Source organism: Streptomyces sp. Z423-1, from assembly GCF_013009255.1.
GTDB classification, from domain to species: domain Bacteria; phylum Actinomycetota; class Actinomycetes; order Streptomycetales; family Streptomycetaceae; genus Streptomyces; species Streptomyces gossypiisoli.
Genome location: NZ_CP053109.1, coordinates 7,999,387 through 8,017,500, shown reverse-complemented (window position 1 = coordinate 8,017,500; position 18,114 = coordinate 7,999,387). Strand labels below are relative to the sequence as shown.

12 protein-coding genes and 1 pseudogene (1 of these 13 only partly in view) are annotated in these 18,114 nt (G+C 70.5%); 7 read left to right on the top strand and 6 right to left on the bottom strand.

Annotated elements, in window-relative coordinates; all coding sequences use genetic code 11:
* A protein-coding gene (gene ptsP / locus HJD23_RS36370) for a phosphoenolpyruvate--protein phosphotransferase (protein ID WP_171111860.1) crosses the window boundary here: on the top strand, positions 1 to 869 show its 3' portion. The gene continues 802 nt to the left of window position 1, outside the view; the window shows 869 of its 1,671 coding nt (coding positions 803-1,671); its start codon lies beyond the left edge, outside the window; the stop codon is at positions 867 to 869.
* Positions 870 to 951: 82 nt separating this feature from the next.
* Here ptsP and HJD23_RS36365 read toward each other — a convergent pair whose 3' ends face one another.
* Positions 952 to 1,908 (bottom strand): hypothetical protein, encoded by a 957-nt coding sequence (locus tag HJD23_RS36365; protein ID WP_232107968.1) that lies wholly within the window; start codon positions 1,906 to 1,908, stop codon positions 952 to 954.
* Positions 1,909 to 2,102: 194 nt separating this feature from the next.
* Positions 2,103 to 4,070, bottom strand: coding sequence for an acetoacetate--CoA ligase (locus tag HJD23_RS36360; protein WP_171111198.1), 1,968 nt, complete (start codon positions 4,068 to 4,070; stop codon positions 2,103 to 2,105).
* Positions 4,071 to 4,282: 212 nt separating this feature from the next.
* Here HJD23_RS36360 and HJD23_RS36355 point away from each other — a divergent pair, with 212 nt between their 5' ends.
* Positions 4,283 to 6,640: a glycoside hydrolase family 31 protein gene (locus HJD23_RS36355; RefSeq protein WP_171111200.1), complete on the top strand. Its 2,358-nt coding sequence runs from the start codon at positions 4,283 to 4,285 to the stop codon at positions 6,638 to 6,640.
* Between the two features lies 1 nt (position 6,641).
* Here the strand turns inward: HJD23_RS36355 and HJD23_RS36350 are convergent, their stop codons facing one another.
* Positions 6,642 to 7,178 carry an NUDIX domain-containing protein gene (locus HJD23_RS36350; RefSeq protein WP_171111202.1) on the bottom strand — a complete coding sequence of 179 codons (537 nt, stop codon included), beginning with the start codon at positions 7,176 to 7,178 and terminating at the stop codon, positions 6,642 to 6,644.
* Positions 7,179 to 7,359: 181 nt separating this feature from the next.
* Between HJD23_RS36350 and HJD23_RS36345 the strand changes: the two genes are divergently transcribed.
* The 5 genes and pseudogenes from HJD23_RS36345 (at position 7,360) to glpK (ending at position 13,323) form a co-directional block, all read left to right on the top strand.
* Complete coding sequence (locus HJD23_RS36345) at positions 7,360 to 7,785, top strand: zinc ribbon domain-containing protein (RefSeq protein WP_171111204.1); 426 nt, start codon at positions 7,360 to 7,362, stop codon at positions 7,783 to 7,785.
* The gene (locus HJD23_RS36340) at positions 7,782 to 8,972 is read left to right on the top strand and encodes a lipid-transfer protein (protein ID WP_171111206.1); all 1,191 of its coding nucleotides are present in this window, start codon (positions 7,782 to 7,784) and stop codon (positions 8,970 to 8,972) included. The genes HJD23_RS36345 and HJD23_RS36340 overlap by 4 nt, the downstream gene beginning before the upstream one ends.
* 212 nt (positions 8,973 to 9,184) lie before the next feature.
* The gene (locus tag HJD23_RS36335; RefSeq protein ID WP_171111208.1) at positions 9,185 to 10,837 is read left to right on the top strand and encodes a GGDEF domain-containing protein; all 1,653 of its coding nucleotides are present in this window, start codon (positions 9,185 to 9,187) and stop codon (positions 10,835 to 10,837) included.
* 412 nt (positions 10,838 to 11,249) lie between these two features.
* Positions 11,250 to 11,782, top strand: a pseudogene (locus HJD23_RS36330) (MIP/aquaporin family protein).
* A gap of 20 nt (positions 11,783 to 11,802) precedes the next feature.
* The gene (gene glpK, locus HJD23_RS36325; protein WP_171111210.1) at positions 11,803 to 13,323 is read left to right on the top strand and encodes a glycerol kinase GlpK; all 1,521 of its coding nucleotides are present in this window, start codon (positions 11,803 to 11,805) and stop codon (positions 13,321 to 13,323) included.
* A 94-nt stretch (positions 13,324 to 13,417) separates the two neighbouring features.
* On the opposite strand, the gene HJD23_RS36320 is transcribed toward glpK, so the two are convergent.
* From HJD23_RS36320 to HJD23_RS36310, 3 genes are read right to left on the bottom strand one after another with little or no spacing between them, the layout of a single operon-like run.
* On the bottom strand, positions 13,418 to 14,023 hold the full coding sequence (locus HJD23_RS36320) for an ATP/GTP-binding protein (protein WP_171111212.1): 606 nt from the start codon (positions 14,021 to 14,023) through the stop codon (positions 13,418 to 13,420).
* A complete protein-coding gene (locus HJD23_RS36315; RefSeq protein ID WP_171111214.1) occupies positions 14,004 to 17,687 on the bottom strand; it encodes a hydantoinase B/oxoprolinase family protein in 3,684 nt (1,227 codons plus the stop codon). Before HJD23_RS36315 ends, HJD23_RS36320 begins: the two co-directional genes overlap by 20 nt.
* A gap of 24 nt (positions 17,688 to 17,711) precedes the next feature.
* Positions 17,712 to 18,107: a DUF742 domain-containing protein gene (locus HJD23_RS36310; protein ID WP_171111216.1), complete on the bottom strand. Its 396-nt coding sequence runs from the start codon at positions 18,105 to 18,107 to the stop codon at positions 17,712 to 17,714.
* Between the last annotated feature and the right edge of the window lie 7 nt (positions 18,108 to 18,114).

Here is an 18,114-nt window from a genome sequence, read left to right as displayed (position 1 = left end):
GCGGCCCCGCGGACGTGGCGGCCGCAGTCGAGGCCGGCGCCGAGGGCGTCGGCCTGTTCCGGACCGAGTTTCTCTTCCTGGACGACAACAAGAAGGCGCCCGCAGAGGCGAAGCAGGTCGAGGCCTATCGGCAGGTTCTCGAGGCGTTTCCCGAGGGCCGTGTCGTCGTGCGGGTGCTGGACGCCGGTGCGGACAAGCCACTGGACTTCCTGACACCGGCCGACGAGCCGAACCCGGCCCTGGGGGTGCGCGGTCTGCGCACCCTCCTCGACCACCCGGAGGTGCTGCGCACGCAGCTGACCGCGCTGGCGAAGGCGGCCGAGGGTCTGCCGGTCTACCTCGAGGTAATGGCCCCGATGGTGGCGGACCGCGTCGACGCCAAGGCGTTCGCGGACGCGTGCCGGGAGGCCGGGCTGCAGGTGAAGTTCGGCGCGATGGTCGAGATTCCGTCGGCGGCGCTTCGGGCGCGTTCGATCCTTCAGGAGGTCGAGTTCCTGTCGCTGGGGACGAACGACCTGGCGCAGTACACGTTCGCCGCCGACCGTCAGGTGGGCGCGGTGTCCCGGCTTCAGGACCCGTGGCAGCCCGCGCTGCTCGACCTGGTCGCACTGTCCGCCGAGGCGGCGAAGGCCGAGGGCAAGAGCTGTGGTGTCTGCGGTGAGGCCGCGTCCGACCCGTTGCTGGCGTGTGTGCTGACCGGTCTCGGTGTCACCTCTCTTTCTATGGGTGCGGCGTCGATTCCTTATGTCCGGGCGACGCTGGCGAAGTACACGCTCGCGCAGTGCGAGCGGGCCGCGGCGGCCGCTCGGGCGGCCGACACTGCCGAGGATGCGCGCAACGCTGCTCAGGCGGTGCTGTCCGGCGAGTAGGCGGGCCGAGCCGTCGACGGCTCCTCTTCCGGGGCGCTCCACCTGCGGGTGGGGCGCCCCGTCCGTGTCCGTGAGTGGATGGTCAGTGGCGATGCTCCGCGGCCGGTCCCTGCTCTCCCTCCTCTCCGGTCTCTCCCGCCTCTCCTGTCTCTCCTGTCTCTCCGGCGCTTGCGTCCTCGCCCAGGTCGGGTGGGACGCAGTAGTCGACCCCTGATTCCGGAGAGATGAGGTCACCCGACTCGATGTCGGTGCAGTAGGCGTCGAAGACCTCGCCGGCGGTCAGGGGTTCGAGGCCGTCTCCGCGCAGGCGCCAGCCGTAGATGCGGTCAGACGTGCCGGGGGCGGTGGTCCGCATGACCAGTCCGCCGGGGCTCCGGGTGGCGATGCCCAGGGCCAGGACGGTGGTGAATTCCAGGGCCTCGGCCTCGTCGATTTGTGTGGTGCCGTCGGTGTCCTGGTCCGCGTGGAGTGCGGCGACGAGGGTTTCCGGTGTGCCGGAGACGCTGCATACGAGGTGCCGGTTGCCGGGTGGGGCCGTGTCGAGGATACGGACGAGGAGGTTCGAGGCACGGGCGAAGGCCGTGCGGCCGATGTCCTCGCCGCAGGTCGCGCAGGCGCCGACGCGGGCCAGGAGCGTCGATGCGTACTCCCAGGTCGCCTGGCGAATTGCTTCGTCGACGAGGACCGGAACGAGGTCGGCGAGCTTCTGGCCTTCGTAGGGAACCGTGGGGCCGGTGGTGGCCAGTTCGGCTGTGAAGCGTGTGCGGCTCGATGGGAGGTCGGGGTCCAGGCCTCCGTCCTCGCAGAAGTCGGCGTACTCCTGTGGGTCGAAGAGGGCCACGGTGGTGTGGCTGCCCTCGGCGGCGCGTGTTTGGAGCAGGGCTTCCACCTGCCGCAAGTAGGTTTCGTGGTCGTCGAAGGTGAAGCTGCGGTAGCGCCGCATGGCCTGGAAGTCGTACTCGTCCGTGAGCAGGCCGATCGTGCCGGCGATTTCGCGGTGCAGGACGCGTCGCGTGGTCTGGTGGTCGGTGTGCGCCATGTCTCCCCCTGTGCGCAGTCGATCAATGCTCACTCACAGTAACCGGCGGCACTGACAACGAGGGCCGAGCGAGTCGGCAGCGGACGGAAAGCACAGGTCACGGCAGGGATCGCGCGAGCAGCGGCCTCGGACGTCGACGTCGCGGTCGGTGAGTCCGAGGCCGGGTTGCGGGGCTGTCTTGCGCGGGTGTGGGGTCAGGTTCGCTTGCGGGCGAGTTCCTCGTAGAAGTGGAGCAGGTCGAGGTTGTCGATCGAGCCGGGGTTGACCGCCTTTTCCAGCGGGGTGCCTTGGAGCAGGCGTTTGACCGGGACCTCGATGCGCTTTCCGGTGAGGGTGTGCGGGATTCCGGGGACCTCGATGATCTCGTCGGGGATGTGGCGGGGTGAGAGCTGCTCGCGGATGGTCTGCTTGATGCGGTTCAGGAGGGCCTCGTCGAGGACGGCTCCGGGGGCAAGGTGTACGAACAGGGGCATCCAGTAGCCGCCGTCGGGCTGTTCGATGCCGATGACGAGGGATTCCCTGATCTCGGGCAGGCGCTCTACGGCTTCGTAGATGTCGGCCGAGCCCATCCGCACGCCCTGCCGGTTGAGCGTGGAGTCGGAGCGGCCGTGGATGATCACGGAGCGTCGGGACGTCACGGTGATCCAGTCGCCGTGGCGCCAGACGCCGGGGTAGGTGTCGAAGTAGCTGTCGTGGTATCGGCTGCCGTCGGGGTCGTTCCAGAAGTAGATCGGCATGGACGGCATGGGATTGGTGACCACGAGTTCGCCGACTTCGTCGGTCAGGGGTTTGCCGCTCGGGTCCCAGGACTGCAGGTCGGTGCCCAGTCCGGGGGCCTGGAGTTCGCCGATGTACACGGGCAGGGTCGGTACGGCTCCCGCGAAGCAGGAGCATACGTCCGTGCCGCCGCTGACGGAGGCGATCCACAGGTCGTCGCGGACCTCGTCGTGCAGCCAGCGGAAGCCGTCGGGCGGAAGGGGCGAGCCGGTGGTGGCCACGCATTGCACGCGTGAGAGGTCGTAGTCCCGGCCGGGGTGGATGTCCGCCTTGCGGCAGGCCATGACGTACGCGGCGGAGGTGCCGTAGAGGGTGGCTCCCGTGCGTTCGGCGACCCGCCATTGGGCGCCGGTGTCGGGATAGCCGGGGCTGCCGTCGTAGAGGACGATCGTGGTGCCGGTCAGGAGGCCGGAGACGAGGAAGTTCCACATCATCCAGCCGGTGGAGGTGTACCAGAAGAAGCGGTCCTCGGGGCCCAGGTCGCAGTGCAGGCCGAGCTGCTTGAGGTGCTCGACGAGGATGCCGCCCTGGGACTGGACGATGGCCTTGGGGAGGCCGGTTGTGCCGGAGGAGTACAGCACCCACAGGGGGTGGTCGAAGGGCACCTGTTCGAACACGGGTTCCGTGTCCGCGCTGGTCAGGGCCGACCACTCAAGGGCGCCTTCGGGAGCCCCTGTGCCGAGGAGCGGGATGTGGACGACTGCGCGCAGGGTGGGCAGCTCCCGGCGCAGTTCGGCGACGATGTCGCGGCGGTCGTGCTCCTTGCCGCCATAGCGGTAGCCGTCGACGGTGAACAGGACGACGGGTTCGACCTGCTGGAAACGGTCGAGGACGCTGCGGGCGCCGAAGTCGGGGGCGCAGGAGGTCCACACGCCGCCCACGGCGGCCGTGGCGAGGAGGGCGACGACGGCCTGGGGGATGTTCGGGAGGTATCCGCTGACGCGGTCTCCGGGGCGTACGCCGAGGGCGCGCAGTTCGGCGGCCAGGGAGCCGACCTGGCGGCGGAGTTCGGACCAGGTGACCGGGCGTGGTTCGTGGGTCTCGTCGACGCACAGGAGGGCCGGTTCGTCCGGGCGGGTCGCGGCCGCTCGAAGGGCGTGTTCGGCGTAGTTCAGGGTCGCGCCGGGGAACCACTGCGCCCCGGGCATCGATCGGTCGGCCAGCACGCGCGCGTAGGGCGTGGCGAACCGTACGTCGAACCACTCCGTGACGGCTTGCCAGAACGTGTCCAGTTCGTCGACGGACCAGCGGTGCAGCGCGGTGTAGCCGCCCTCGCTCGGCGCGCCGTGGTGCTGGGCCGCCCATGCCTGGAACTTGGTGATCTGCGCCTGGGCGATGCGTTCCGGATCTGGCTGCCAGAGCGGCTGGGGGTTCACGATCGACATGGGCGGCTCCCGGACTGTGCGCGTCGTGTGCGTCGCTCGCGCACGGGCTGGGGTGTGCGCGTGACGCGGCTGACACGGACGATGCCATGTGATCGACTTCTGCACCAGGGTGCCACCCACATAGTCCGGGTCATGAAGATGTGGTCCCGGCACGGGTGAACGGCAGTTGAACGACACACACGTGTACGCCGGTCAGTGGCAGGGTGAGCAGCATGGACGGTCGTGACCTGGTGCATTCGGTGAAGGCGGTCGGTTTCGCGGGGGCGGCTCAGGGGTTGCGTACCGTGCGCGCGGCGTGGCGCAGGCGCCGCGCGGACGCCACCGGCCTGCCCCCGCGGGGCGCCGAACGCGCGCGAGTGCCCGGACAGGTGCAGGAGGTGACGCCCGGCCCGGGGGGCGGCGTTCTGCGGTTCAGCCGCTCCGAGCTGCGGATCATCGTCACGGTGCACGGGGCCGTCTTCTGGGGCTGGGACGGTGCGGGTCCCCAGCCGTCGTACGCGCTCGCGGGGCGCTGTCCGGAGGCCGATCCCCGCGCGGTGCTGGAGCCGGACAAGGACGGCGGCTGGCGGGTCGTGGCGGAGCGCGTGACGGTCGTCGTGTCACGGAACGGCGCCGTCGAGGTGCGCACCCCTGGTGGCGTGACCCTGCGCCGGGATCTGCCGCCGCGGTGGTGGGAGCCGGTCCGGGGCGGCCGGGCGCGCTGGATGCAGCGGTCCGAGGTGTCCGCCGACGCGCGTTTCTTCGGGCTGGGCGGACGCTCGTCGGGGCCGCGGCTGCGGGACGGAACGTACCGGCTGTGGAACACCGACCCGGGGCGGGCGTTCGCACCTGGCGACGATCCGCTGTACATCACCATGCCGGTGCAGCTGGTGGTGGCCGACGCGGGCACGCATCTGGTGTTCCACGACACCTCGTGGGACGGCACGGTGGCGCTGCGGGAGGGCGAGGAGGGGGCGGGTTCCGGCCACGACCGGGCGGGGATGTGCGAGATGCGCATGGACGGCGGTCCGCTGCGTTGCTGGGTGATCGTGGGCACCCCCGCGCGTGTGCTGCACGCCTGGTCTTCGCTGACCGGAGCGCCGGCTCTGCCGCCGGCGTGGGCGCTCGGCCACCATCACGCGCGGTGGGGCTTCGGCAGTGAGCGGGAGGTACGGCGGATCATCGCGGGGTATCGGGAGCACGGTCTGCCGCTCGACGCGGTGCACCTGGACATCGACCACTACGACGCCCATCAGGTGTTCACCGTGGACCGGGAGCGCTTCCCGAAACTGCCGGCGCTCGCTGATGAGCTGCAGCGGGACGGGATCAGGCTGGTGTCGATCGTCGACGCCGCCGTGAAGGCCGAGCCGGGCAACGAGGTGTACGACAGTGGAACGGCCCACGACGCCTTCGTGCGGGACGCGTCGGGACAGCCGGTGCGCGGCGTAGTGTGGCCGGGGGAAGTGGTGTACCCGGACTTCACGCACGCGCGCGTACGCAAGTGGTGGGGTGGCCTCTACGAGGAGCGGCTCGCTCAGGGCTTCGCGGGGTTCTGGCACGACATGAACGAGCCGACGTCGTTCGCCGCGTTCGGGGAGCCGACGCTGCCGCGTTCGGCCCGGCACGATCTGGAGGGGCGGGGCGGCGATCACCGCGAGGCGCACAACGTGTACGCGTTGTACATGGCCAGGGCTGGCTACGAGGCGCTGCGCGAACTGGCGCCGCGACAGCGGCCGTTTCTGTTCTCGCGGTCCGGCTGGGTCGGTATGCAGCGTTACGGTGGCACCTGGTCCGGTGACATCGCCACTGGCTGGCCGGGGCTGCGCGCGTCGTTGTCGCTGGTCATGGGGCTGGGGCTGTGCGGAGTGCCGTACTCGGGGCCGGACGTGGGCGGCTTCGACGGGAGTCCCTCTCCGGAGCTGTATCTGCGCTGGTTCCAGCTCGGCGCGTATCTGCCGCTGTTCCGCACACACGCGAGTCTGCGGGCGGGACGCAGGGAGCCCTGGGAGTTCGGTGCCGAGGTGCTGGAGCACGTGCGCGTGGCCCTCGTCGAACGCCGGCGGCTGCTGCCGTACTTCCTGACGCTGGCGCACCTGGCCCGCCGTACGGGGGCGCCCTATGTGCGGCCGGTGTGGTGGGGCTCGCCCGAGGACCGGGCGCTGCGTGACTGCGAGGACGCCTTCCTGCTGGGCGACTGTCTCCTGGTGGCGCCGGTGCTCGATCCGGGAACGGACCGGCGTGCGGTGCAGCTGCCGCGGGGGCTCTGGTACGACACGGCCACGGAGGAGGCGTACGAGGGTCCGGCGCAGGTTCTTGTCGACGCCCCCTTGTCACGGATTCCGGTGCTCGCGCGCGCGGGTGCCGTGATCCCCACGCGCGGGACGGGGGACGGGCCGGAGCTGGAGGTGTGGGCGCCCGCCCGGGGACGGACCGGGGCCGGGCTGGTGGTGCCGGACGCCGGGGACGGGTGGGAGGAGCCGGAGATCGAGCGTTACGTCGCGCGTTGGGAGGGCTCGCGGGTGGTCGTCGAGCGGGAGGGCGGCGGGGCGCCGCCCCACCCGGTGCGGGTACGCGGGCTCAGGGAGCGCTGACTCAGACGTACCGGCCCTCGAACCAGGCCCGGACGGCGAGCGTGTGCAGCGGGAAGGCGAGTTCCTCGGGCCTGCGCAGGAGGTGCCAGCCCTCCGTCTCGTCCGTGGCGGTGGGCTCGGGCAGGCGGTCTGCGGGGCGTTCCGGAAGGACGCCGAACAGCAGCAGATGACCGTCGGGAGAGCTCATCGCGTCGACGAGCCGGACATCGCGGCTCGCCGCGTCGATCCCGGTCTCCTCCTTGAGCTCGCGGACGAGTGCCTGCCGCCAGTCCTCACGGTCGCCGATGTAACCGCCGGGCAGAGCGATGCCCCCGCGCGCGGGGGCGATGGTTCGGGTGATGACGACGAGAGCGGTGCCCTTGGTGTCGTACACGGGCTGGAGTGCGACCGCGACCGGCAGCGGGTTGCGGTAGGCGGCGGTGCCGCAGGCCGGGCAGGTGCGGGGCCAGCCGGAGACGCCCTCTCCGTAGGGCGATCCGCAGCTCGAACAGTGCGAGTCCGGCGCAAAGTTGGGGGTGGAGTGCTGAGTTTCGGACACGCGGCGGACTGTATCCGATCTTGCGGAGAGCGTCTCTTGCAGGTGGCCGAGTGACCCGTGGGCAGGACTTTCACGGATGGGCCGTCGAGGTCCTTAGCGCTCCTCCGGATCCGCTGGCACACTTCTGACACATCGTCAGTTCATGCCGTCGGGAGGGACCTTGTCTCGTACACGAACACCCGTGGTCGATGGTTGGTTCACCGGTGACGGGGACGACTTCCGACTCCTGGGCACACGCTGCTCGGCCTGTGCCGCGGTCTTCTTCCCCCGCGAGGACGTCCACTGCCGCAATCCCGGATGTCCCGGGCGCGATCTGGAGGAAGTGCCGCTGTCACAGCGGGGGCGCGTCTGGTCGTACACGGACAGCCGGTACCGGCCTCCGTCACCCTACGTGACCGATCCGGAACTTCCGTGGGAGCCGTACGCGTTGATCGCTGTGGAGCTGGAGTCCGAGCGGATGGTGGTGCTGGGACAGGCGGCTCCCGGGTTCACCGTCGCCGACCTGGCGGTGGGCATGGAGGTGGAGGTCGTTCCCGGCGTGCTGCACGAGGACGCGGAGACGATCTGGACGACGTGGCACTGGCGGCCGACGGGGGTGGCGATATGACGGGGGATGTGGCGGTGTTGGGGGCCGGAATGCATCCATGGGGCAAGTGGGGACGGGGATTCGTCGAGTACGGGGTGGCGGCGGCACGCGCGGCGCTTGCCGACGCGGGACTGGAGTGGCGGCAGGTCGGCTCGATCGTAGGTGCCGACACAGTGCGCGGCGGCTACCCCGGGTACGTGGCTGGGGCAACCTTCGCCAAGGCACTGGGCTGGCAGGGCGCGCGGGTCACCAGCGTGTACGCGGCGTGCGCGTCGGGGGCGCAGGCCATCAGCACCGCGCGGGCACAGATCCTCTCGGGTCTCGCGGACGTGGTGCTCGTGGTGGGTGCGGATGCCGCGCCCAAGGGCTTCTTCCGGCCGGCGGGAGGTGACCGGCCGGACGATCCCGACTGGCTGCGGTTCAGAGTGCTCGGGGCGACCAATCCGGCGTACTTCGGGCTGTACGCGCGGCGGAGGATGGCTGTCCATGGCGACACCCTGGAGGACTTCGCCCAGGTCAAGGTGAAGAACGCGGCGCTCGGCGCGCTGAACGCCAACGCGCGGTACCGCAAGCCGGTCACCGCTCAGGAGGTTGCCGCCTCGCCGGTGGTCGCGGATCCGCTGCGGCTGCTGGACATCTGCGCGACCTCGGACGGAGGTGCGGCCCTGGTGCTGTCCAGCATGGAGTTCGCGCGTCGGCACGGGGTGGCGGAGCCGGTGCGGATCCGGGCGGTGTCCACGGTGACGCCGCGTTACCCCAACACCGTGCTGGATCTGCCCGAGATCGCGACGGACTCCGCAATAGCGGTGGATCCCACCGCCGAGACGTTCCGGGCCTCGATCGCCCGCGCTGCCTATGAGGAGGCGGGCATGGGGCCCGACGACCTGTCCCTCGCCGAGGTGTACGACCTGTCCACGGCACTGGAGTTGCAGTGGTACGAGGACCTTGGGCTGTGCGGCCAGGGCGAGGGCGCGAAGCTGCTGCGGGACGGCGAGACGGCTCCGGGCGGTCGCATACCCGTGAACATGAGTGGTGGGCTGGCATCCTTCGGGGAGGCGGTCCCGGCTCAGGCGATCGCTCAGGTCTGCGAGGTGACCCGGCAGTTGCGGGGGCAGGCCGGTGATCGCCAAGTCGCCGGGGCACGCGTGGGGATCACCGCCAACCAGGGGCTGTTCGGGCACGGGTCCGCGGTGATCGCGGTGCGGTGAGGAGCGGGCGGTTCCTGTGGTGTGCGACCACCCGGTCGTACGCCCGCGGGAGACGCTTCGTATGGTTTTCGGGGCCACCGACGTCTCACTGGTGATACCTCGTCACACACTCCCGGGCAGGCTGTTCGTACGCTGTGTGATCGGCCCGGAATCCTGTGTGAACGTCTCATGAACTGGGCCTCAGCGTTCTCTGGAGGCGCCATTATGCTGCCGTGCGCTCCTGGTCGGATACTCTCCGCTTCGCTTTCCAACCGGTGGTCAACTTGTCCACTGGCGGGATCGCGGCACTGGAGATCCTCGCCCGTCCGGAGGCCGGGGACATCCTGGCCGAGGCGCGTCGGGATCCCGAACTCGACAGCCGGCTGGCCGTGTTGGCGGTGCGGGCGGCGGTTCACAAGGAGTCGCTGCTGCCGCTGCACGTCAACGTGTTCGCCGGGACGCTCGCCGACCTCGGCGGGCTGAGCTCGCTGCACGCCGCCGTGCGCGCGGCGGGACGTATGCCGTGGGAGGTGACAATCGATGTCGGCCCGCCTTACACGCATGTGCCGCAGCAGGCGCTGCTGGAGGCGGTGACCGCGCTGCGCGAGCAGGGCTTCCGAATCAGCGCCGACGGCGTCGGGGACGGGGACGTACCGCTGCGACTGCTCACGGACATCGCGCCGGACCTGGTGAAGCTCGACGCCTCGCTGCTGGCGCGGCCGGCCGCGGTGCGGGCGATGCGGACGCTGTGCGACGAACTGCGGGCGCTGCTGTGCGTGGAGGGCGTGGAAACCGAACTGCAGTTCATGACAGGGGTGGGGGCCGGGGCGCAGCTGGCGCAGGGGGAGTTGTTCGCGCCGCCGGCCAGGCTGCCGGCGGTGGACGTGTACGTTCCGCCCCGCTCCCCCGAGGCCCAGGCGCCGTCGCCCTCGGGGCCACTGGTGCGGGAGTTCGTCCGGCCGGCCGCGCTACTGGCCGCGAACGCGTCCGCCGCCCAGGTGCGGGCGCTGCTGACCGGGTCGCCGGACGTGTCCGGGGTGCTGCTCGTGGACCGGGACGGGGTGCCCGTGCGGTCGGTGCACCGGTCGCGCTTCCTGCTGTCCATGTCGGGCCGCTACGGGCACGCGCTGTACGCCGACCGGCCCGCGGCCAAGCTGGGTGATCCGCCGCGCACGGTGGGCATCGACGCCACCGCGTGGGAGGTGCTGGAGGTGGTCGCGGACGGCGGGCGGGACCGTACGTCGGACGATGTGGCCGTCGTCGACGCGTACGGGCGGTGCGTGGGCGTCGTACGGCTGGCGGACCTCGTACGGGCGCTGGCCGAGACACGCGTCGAGGAGGCGGCCGGGCTCAATCCGCTGACGCGGCTGCCCGGGTCGGACGCGATCACCGGTGAGGTGGACCGGCGGATCGCGCACGGCCGGCCGTTCGCGCTGAGCTGGCTGGATGTCGACCATTTCAAGCGAGTGAACGACGGGGCCGGGTTCGCGGCCGGCGACGAGCTGATCCGGTCGGTGGGGCGGACGCTGCAGCTCGCGGCCTCCGGGAGCACGCGCGTGGGGCACATCGGCGGGGACGACTTCCTGGTGCTCGCGGATCCGGAGGGACTGGATCCGCTCGCCGCCTCCGTCCTGGACATGCCATGGTCGGCGGGCGGGTGGCCGGTGACGCTGTCCCTGGCCACCGTGCTGTGTGCGCCGGGCAGCGTGACGGATCACCGAGAGGCGGCGGCCTGTCTGGCGCCCCTGAAGAAGGCCGCGAAGTCGCTGAGCGGGGGGAGCTGGGTGCTGGGCCACGCCGGGCTGCCCGGGCACGAGGTCCGGCGTGGTACGGCGCCTACGCCGAGCGAGGCCGGGTGTGCGGTGGTGGAGCCCGGCGGGGGCTGAGAGCGCGCGGAGAGCCGGTGCGGTCCGACCGGTGCACCCGTACGGGTCAACGGCGTCGCACGGTGCCGTCGTAGCGTGGCGGCCCCTGCGGGCGCGGTCTTGCGCGCCGGAGCGGGCGCGGTGTCGTGAACGGGTGTTGTCAGCGAACTTGACGCCCCCTGAGCGCCGGTGAACACTTCCCGGTGTCAGCCGACATCGCCGTACATTCTCGGCGCAATCCGGCACTGCGCCGTTTTGGGCTTCTGAGCCGAGGCCCACGCCCCGGACCGGTCGGCTGCGACGGCACGCTCGTCACGGACGCCGGGCGGGGCGCGGGACCTCCCTGGCTCCGGTTGATCGGCACGGGAGCAGCGCGACGCACCCTGCACGGAGGACCAGGGTCAAACACCCCGTCCACGGCCTAGGAGCCGCCATGAGCAACGGAGACATCTTCGTCGGCGAGATCATCGGTACCGCGATCCTGATCCTGTTCGGTGCGGGCGTATGCGCGGCGGTCACGCTCAGATATTCGAAAGCACGGGCGTCGGGGTGGAACGTGATCGCGTTCGGCTGGGGCTTCGGCGTGCTGGCGGGCGCCTACACCGCCGCTCCCCTGTCCGGTGGGCACATCAATCCGGCCGTCACCCTGGGCGCCGTCCTCACCTACCTCGTGTATCTCGCCCAGTTCCAGGCGAACATCCGTACGAGGGGCACGACCGAGGGCACGGTGGACGAGCCGACGCCGACGCTCGGCATCTTCTCCACCATCCCGGAGATCCGGAATCCGGCCGCCAACCTGATGACGGAGATCATCGCGCCGGCGCGCGATCTCGGCCCGCGCATCGTGCACACCTTCCTGCCGATACCGAACAAGGGCACCTCCGACTGGAGCTACGCCTGGATTCCGGTCGTCGGGCCACTCGCCGGAGAACGCCCGCCGGCCTCATCTACAACGTAGCTTTCTGAACCGAGCCCAAGGGGTAGCCATGACGGACAACGCCGAGAAGTACGTGGCCGCGATCGACCAGGGCACCACGTCAAGCCGCTGCATCATCTTCGACCGGAACGGCGCGATCGTCGCCGTCGACCAGCGCGAGCACCGGCAGATCTTTCCCAAGCCCGGCTGGGTCGAGCACGACGCGACCGAGATCTGGTCCAAGGTGCAGGCGGTGGTCGCCGGCGCGGTCGCGAAGGCCGGACTGCGTGCCGACCAGCTCAGCGCGCTCGGCATTACCAACCAGCGCGAGACCACGGTGCTCTGGGACCGCTCGACGGGCAAGCCGGTGCACAACGCCATCGTGTGGCAGGACACCCGCACCGCCGCGCTGTGCAACGAACTGGGCGGATCGGACGGCCAGGACCGGTTCCGCGAGCAGACGGGGCTGCCGCTGGCCAGCTATTTCTCCGGACCCAAAGCGGCCTGGCTGCTCGACAACGTGCCCGGCCTCAGGACCCGCGCCGAGCGGGGCGAGATCGCCTTCGGGACGATCGACTCCTGGCTGATCTGGAACCTCACCGGCGGCACCGACGGCGGCCGGCACGTCACCGACGTCACCAACGCCGGGCGCACCATGCTGATGAACCTGGAGACCCTCCAATGGGACCCCTCCATCCTCTCCGCGATGAATGTGCCCGAGTCCGTGCTGCCCGAGATCCGGTCCTCGGCCGAGGTGTACGGGACGGCCGTGGGTCAACTCGCGGGCGTGCCCGTGGCGTCCGCGCTGGGCGACCAGCAGGCGGCCGTGTTCGGGCAGGCGTGCTACGACGTGGGGGCGGCGAAGAACACGTACGGCACGGGCAGTTTTCTGTTGCTCAACACCGGGAACCGGCCGGTGCCGTCCAAGAGCGGGCTGCTGACAACGATGGGCTACAAGATCGGCAGTGAGGCACCGGTGTACTGCCTGGAGGGGGCGATCGCTATAACGGGCGCGCTCGTGCAGTGGTTCCGCGATCAGCTCGGCATCATCCGGACCGCCGACGAGATCGAGACACTCGCGGCGAGCGTCGAGGACAACGGCGGCGCGTACATCGTGCCCGCGTTCTCGGGCCTGTTCGCGCCGTACTGGCGCTCCGACGCGCGCGGGGTCGTCGCCGGGCTGACCCGGTACGTCACGAAGGGGCACCTCGCGCGTGCGGTGCTGGAAGCGACGAGTTGGCAGACGCGTGAGGTCGTCGACGCCATGTACCAGGACTCGGGCGTGCACATCACCACCCTGAAGGTGGACGGCGGTATGACCAAGAACAACCTCCTGATGCAGCATCAGGCGGACGTCCTGGACGTACCCGTGATCCGGCCCAAGGTATCCGAGACGACCTGCCTGGGCGCCGCGTACGCGGCAGGGCTCGCCACGGGCGTGTGGAACGACCTCGACGAGCTCAAGGCGCACTGGGAGAAGGACGCGGAGTGGACGCCGACCATGGAGGCGTCGGTGCGGGACCGCGAGTACCACAACTGGCGCAAGGCCGTCGAGAAGAGCTTCGGCTGGGTGGAGGACGGCGTCGACTAGGCGCACGTTGGCACACGCGCGCGTGCGGCGTCCTCGGAGTTCCTGGGCCGCGGCCCGTACCCCGGTCGGCGGGGGTACGGGCCGTGCGCGTACGTCAGGTCGTCACGGCCTGGCGGCGGTCCGCCGCGTGTGCCATGGCGTGCTGGACGACACCGATGAGGACTTCCTTGACCGACTCCCGGTCACGCGCGTCGCACAGCAGCAGCGGTACGTCGTCGTCGAGGTCGAGGGCCTGGCGTACCTCTTCCGCCGGGTAACGGGCGGCGTCCTCGAAGCAGTTGACGCCGACGAGGAATGGTATGGAGCGCCGTTCGAAGTAGTCGACGGCGGCGAAGCAGTCCGCCAGGCGGCGGGTGTCGGCGAGTACGACGGCGCCGAGCGCGCCCTCGGACAGCTCGTCCCACATGAACCAGAACCGCTCCTGGCCGGGCGTGCCGAAGAGGTACAGCACGAGGTCCTCGCGCAGCGTGATGCGGCCGAAGTCCATGGCCACCGTGGTGGTGTGCTTGCCTTCCACGCCGCTGGTGTCATCGACCGGGCGCCCGGCTTCGGTGAGCAGTTCCTCGGTGCGCAGCGGCCTGATCTCGCTGACCGCGCCGACGAGGGTCGTCTTGCCCACTCCGAAGCCGCCGGCCACCAGGATCTTGAGCGTGACGGGCTCGACCGGGGGCTTGCCGCGCTCAGAACGCCCGAAGATCATCGATCTCTTCTCCTGCTTGATGGGGATCGGACGGCGGTGGCCCGTAGCCTCCGCCGCCGGGGGTTTCGATGACGAGTACGTCATCGGGTCCGACGTCCGTCGCGTCGCTGCCGCCAAGTGCGGTGATCGTGCCGTCCGCGCGCTCGACGCGGTTGGCGCCCAGGGCGCCGGGTTCACCGCCCGCCATGCCGTACGGGGGCACCCTGCGGTGCTGGGAGAGCGTGGAGACGGTCATCGGCTCGTGGAACCGGATGCGGCGGACCGCGCCGTCGCCGCCACGCCACCGACCGGCGCCACCGCTGCCGCGCCGCACGGAGAACTCCTCCAGTTGGACGGGCAGGCGCCACTCCAGGACCTCGGGGTCAGTCAGGCGGGAGTTGGTCATATGGGTCTGGACGACGCTCGCCCCGGGGAAGCCGTCGCCCGCGCCGGACCCCGAGGCGACGGTCTCGTAGTACTGGTGGCGTTCGTTGCCGAAGGTGACGTTGTTCATCGTTCCGGAGCCCTCCGCCTGCACGCCGAGCGCGGCGTAGAGGGCGCCGGTGATGGCCTGCGAGGTCTCGACGTTGCCGGCGACCACTGCGGCGGGCGGCTCGGGCGAGAGCATCGAGCCGGACGGCACGATGATGTGGATCGGTCGCAGACAGCCGTCGTTCAGGGGAATGTCGTCGGCTACCAAGGTGCGGAAGACGTAGAGGACTGCCGCGTTGACCACCGCGTAGGGGGCGTTGAAGTTGCCGGCCAGCTGGGGTGACGTACCGGTGAAGTCGACTGTCGCGGAGCGGTTGTCGCGGTCCACGCGCACGCGTACGCGGATGACGGCGCCCGAGTCGGTCTCGTAGGCGTACTCGCCGTCGCCGAGGGCGTCGATGACCCGGCGTACGGCTTCTTCGGCGTTGTCCTGGACGTGTCGCATGTACGCCTGGACGACGTCGAGGCCGAAGTCCTCGATCATGCGGGTGACTTCGTCGACGCCCTTCTGGTTGGCGGCGATCTGGGCCCGCAGGTCGGCCAGGTTGGTCCTCGGGTTGCGCGAGGGGTGGGGCGCCTCGGTGAGCAGGCGGTGGGTCTCCTCCTCGCGGAAGCGGCCGTTCTCGGCGAGCAGCCAGTTGTCGAAGAGGACGCCTTCCTCCTCGATGGTGCGGCTGTTCGCGGGCATGGAGCCCGGGGCGATGCCGCCGATTTCCGCGTGGTGGCCGCGGGAGGCGACGTAGAACAGGATCCGGTCACGCTCCGTGCCTGTGGTACTGCCGGTGTCGAAGACCGGGGTGATCACGGTGACGTCGGGGAGGTGGGTGCCGCCGTGGTACGGGTCGTTGACGGCATACGTGTCCCCCGGACGCATACCGGTGCCGCGGCGCCGGATGACCTCCTTGACGCTGGTGCCCATCGAGCCCAGGTGGACGGGGATGTGAGGGGCGTTGGCCACCAGGTTTCCGTCCGGGTCGAACAGGGCGCAGGAGAAGTCCAGGCGTTCCTTGATGTTGACGGACTGGGCCGTGGATTCGAGTCGGGCGCCCATCTGTTCGGCGATGGACATGAACAGGTTGTTGAAGACCTCGAGAAGAACCGGATCGTATTTCGTGTCGAGATCGGAACTCTGCGTAGTCGCCGCGCGTTCCATGACCAGATGCCCGTCGTCGGTCGCCGCGGCCCGCCAGCCGTCGTCGACGACGGTCGTCGCGCCGGACTCGGTGATGATCGCGGGTCCGGTGACGGTGTCGCCCGGGGGCAGGTCCTCGCGGCGGTGGAGGGGTACGTCGCGCCAGGTGCCGCCGGTGTGGAGGCGGACGGTGTGCGGGGCAGTGGGGCGGCCCGCGCGGGTGGCCTCGTAGGGGGCGAGGGCGGAGAGATCGGGGGGTTCGGTGATGCCAGTGGCTTCCACGGAGAGGGCTTCGACGACGATCGGGCGGTCGAGCGTGAAGGAGTACGTGGCGCGATGACGTTCTTCGAAGGCGTGCTTCATGGTGTCGGGCTCGGTGAGCTCGACGGTGAGGGTGGTATCGGTGCCGTCGTAGCGGAGCTGGGCGCGGCGGGTGACCTCGATGCGGTCCTCGGGGATGTCCTCGGCGAGGAGTTCGGCACGCGCCGCGGCCTCCAAGTCGTCCGCCGTCTTGGTGACGGCGGGCGTGGAGGCGGCTTCCAGGGGAGCTTCGACAGACTGTTCCCGCATGGCGGTGGTGTCGGCGAGGCCCATGCCGAGCGCGGAGAGCACGCCGGCCATGGGGGGTACGAGGACGGTTCGGATGCCGAGCAGGTCGGCCACCATGCACGCGTGCTGCCCGCCGGCGCCGCCGAAGGTGGTCAGGGCGTAGCGGGTGACGTCGTGGCCCTTCTGGACGGAGATCCGCTTGACGGCGTTGGCGATGTTGGCGACGGTGATCTGGAGGTAGCCCTCGGCGACCTGTTCGGGGGTGCGGTCGTCGCCGGTCCGCTCGCGGATCTCGCGCGCGAGGGCGGCGAAGCGGTCGCGGACGAGGGGCGCGTCGAGGGGCTGGTCACCGTCGGGGCCGAACACACGGGGAAAGTGATCGGGTTGGATGCGGCCGAGCATGACGTTGGCGTCGGTGACGGCGAGGGGGCCGCCCGCGCGGTAGCAGGCGGGACCCGGGTCCGCGCCCGCCGAGTCCGGCCCTACGCGGTAGCGGGAGCCGTCGAAGTGCAGGATCGAGCCGCCGCCGGCCGCGACGGTGTGGATGTCCAGCATGGGCGCGCGCAGCCGGACACCGGCGATCTGAGTGGTGAAGACGCGTTCGTACTCGCCGGCGAAGTGGGAGACGTCGGTGGAGGTGCCGCCCATGTCGAAGCCGATGACGCGGTCGAAGCCGGCGAGCTGCGACATCCGGGCCATGCCGACGATGCCGCCCGCGGGCCCGGACAGGATGGCGTCCTTGCCGCGGAACTGACCGGCTTCGGCGAGTCCCCCGTTGGACTGCATGAACATCAGCCGCACGCCTTCGAGCTCGTCGGCGACGCGCTGCACGTAGCGGCGCAGCACCGGCGACAGGTAGGCGTCGACGACGGCGGTGTCCCCGCGAGGGACGAGTTTCATCAGGGGGCTGACCTCGCTGGACAGCGAGATCTGCGGGAAGCCGATGCGGGCGGCCAGCTCCCCGACGGCCTGTTCGTGGGCGGGGTGGAGGTGGCTGTGCATGCAGACCACCGCGACGGCGCGGATTCCGTCGTCGAAGGCCTGGCGGAGCGGTTCGGCGAGGGCGTCCAGGTCAGGTGCGGTCAGGACGGTGCCATCGGGGGCGATGCGCTCGTCGACCTCGACGACCCGCTCGTAGAGCAGCTCGGGCAGTTCGATGCGGCGGGCGAAGATGCGGGGGCGATTCTGGTAGGCGATGCGCAGGGCGTCGCGGAACCCGCGGGTAATGACGAGCAGGGTGCGTTCACCCGTCCGTTCCAGGAGGGCGTTGGTGGCGACCGTGGTCCCCATACGCACCGCTTCAATGGGCTCCCCGGAGCCGGACAGCAGTTCGCGCACGCCCGCGACGGCCGCGTCGGGGACCGGAGTCCCCCCGCGCGAGCGAAGCCGCGCGTGGGAGAGTGCCGGGTTGTCGGACAGCACCTTGTGGATCAGCAGCCGTCCGTCCGGGCGCCGCGCGACGATGTCGGTGAAGGTGCCGCCCCGGTCGACCCAGAACTGCCAGCCTGTCACGTCTCCACCTCGCTTCCGCGCTGCTCACAGCGCCCGGAGGCCGTTGATCACGTCGCGCAGAATACTCTCGTCCGGCAGCTCGGCCGGGGGTACTGGCCGTGTCACATGGACCAGTTCCGCGTCCGTCAGGTCCCCGACGAGGACCCGGACCACTCCGATGGGCAGGTCGAGTTCGGCTGCGAGTTCGGCGACCGACTGCGGGGTGTCACGGCACAGCTCGACGATGTCCACGTGTTCCGGGGACAGGGTCGGATCCGCTTCCGGGTCGTCCACATGGGGTTCCGTGACGACCACCGCGATCAGATCGAGGCGGTGCTGGGCCGCGTGGCTGGTGCGGCCCCGCGTCATGGCGTAGGGGCGGACGACCGGTCCTGCTTCGTCGTCGAACCAGTGGCTTCTTGCCTGACCGTCTGCGCTCATGCCATCC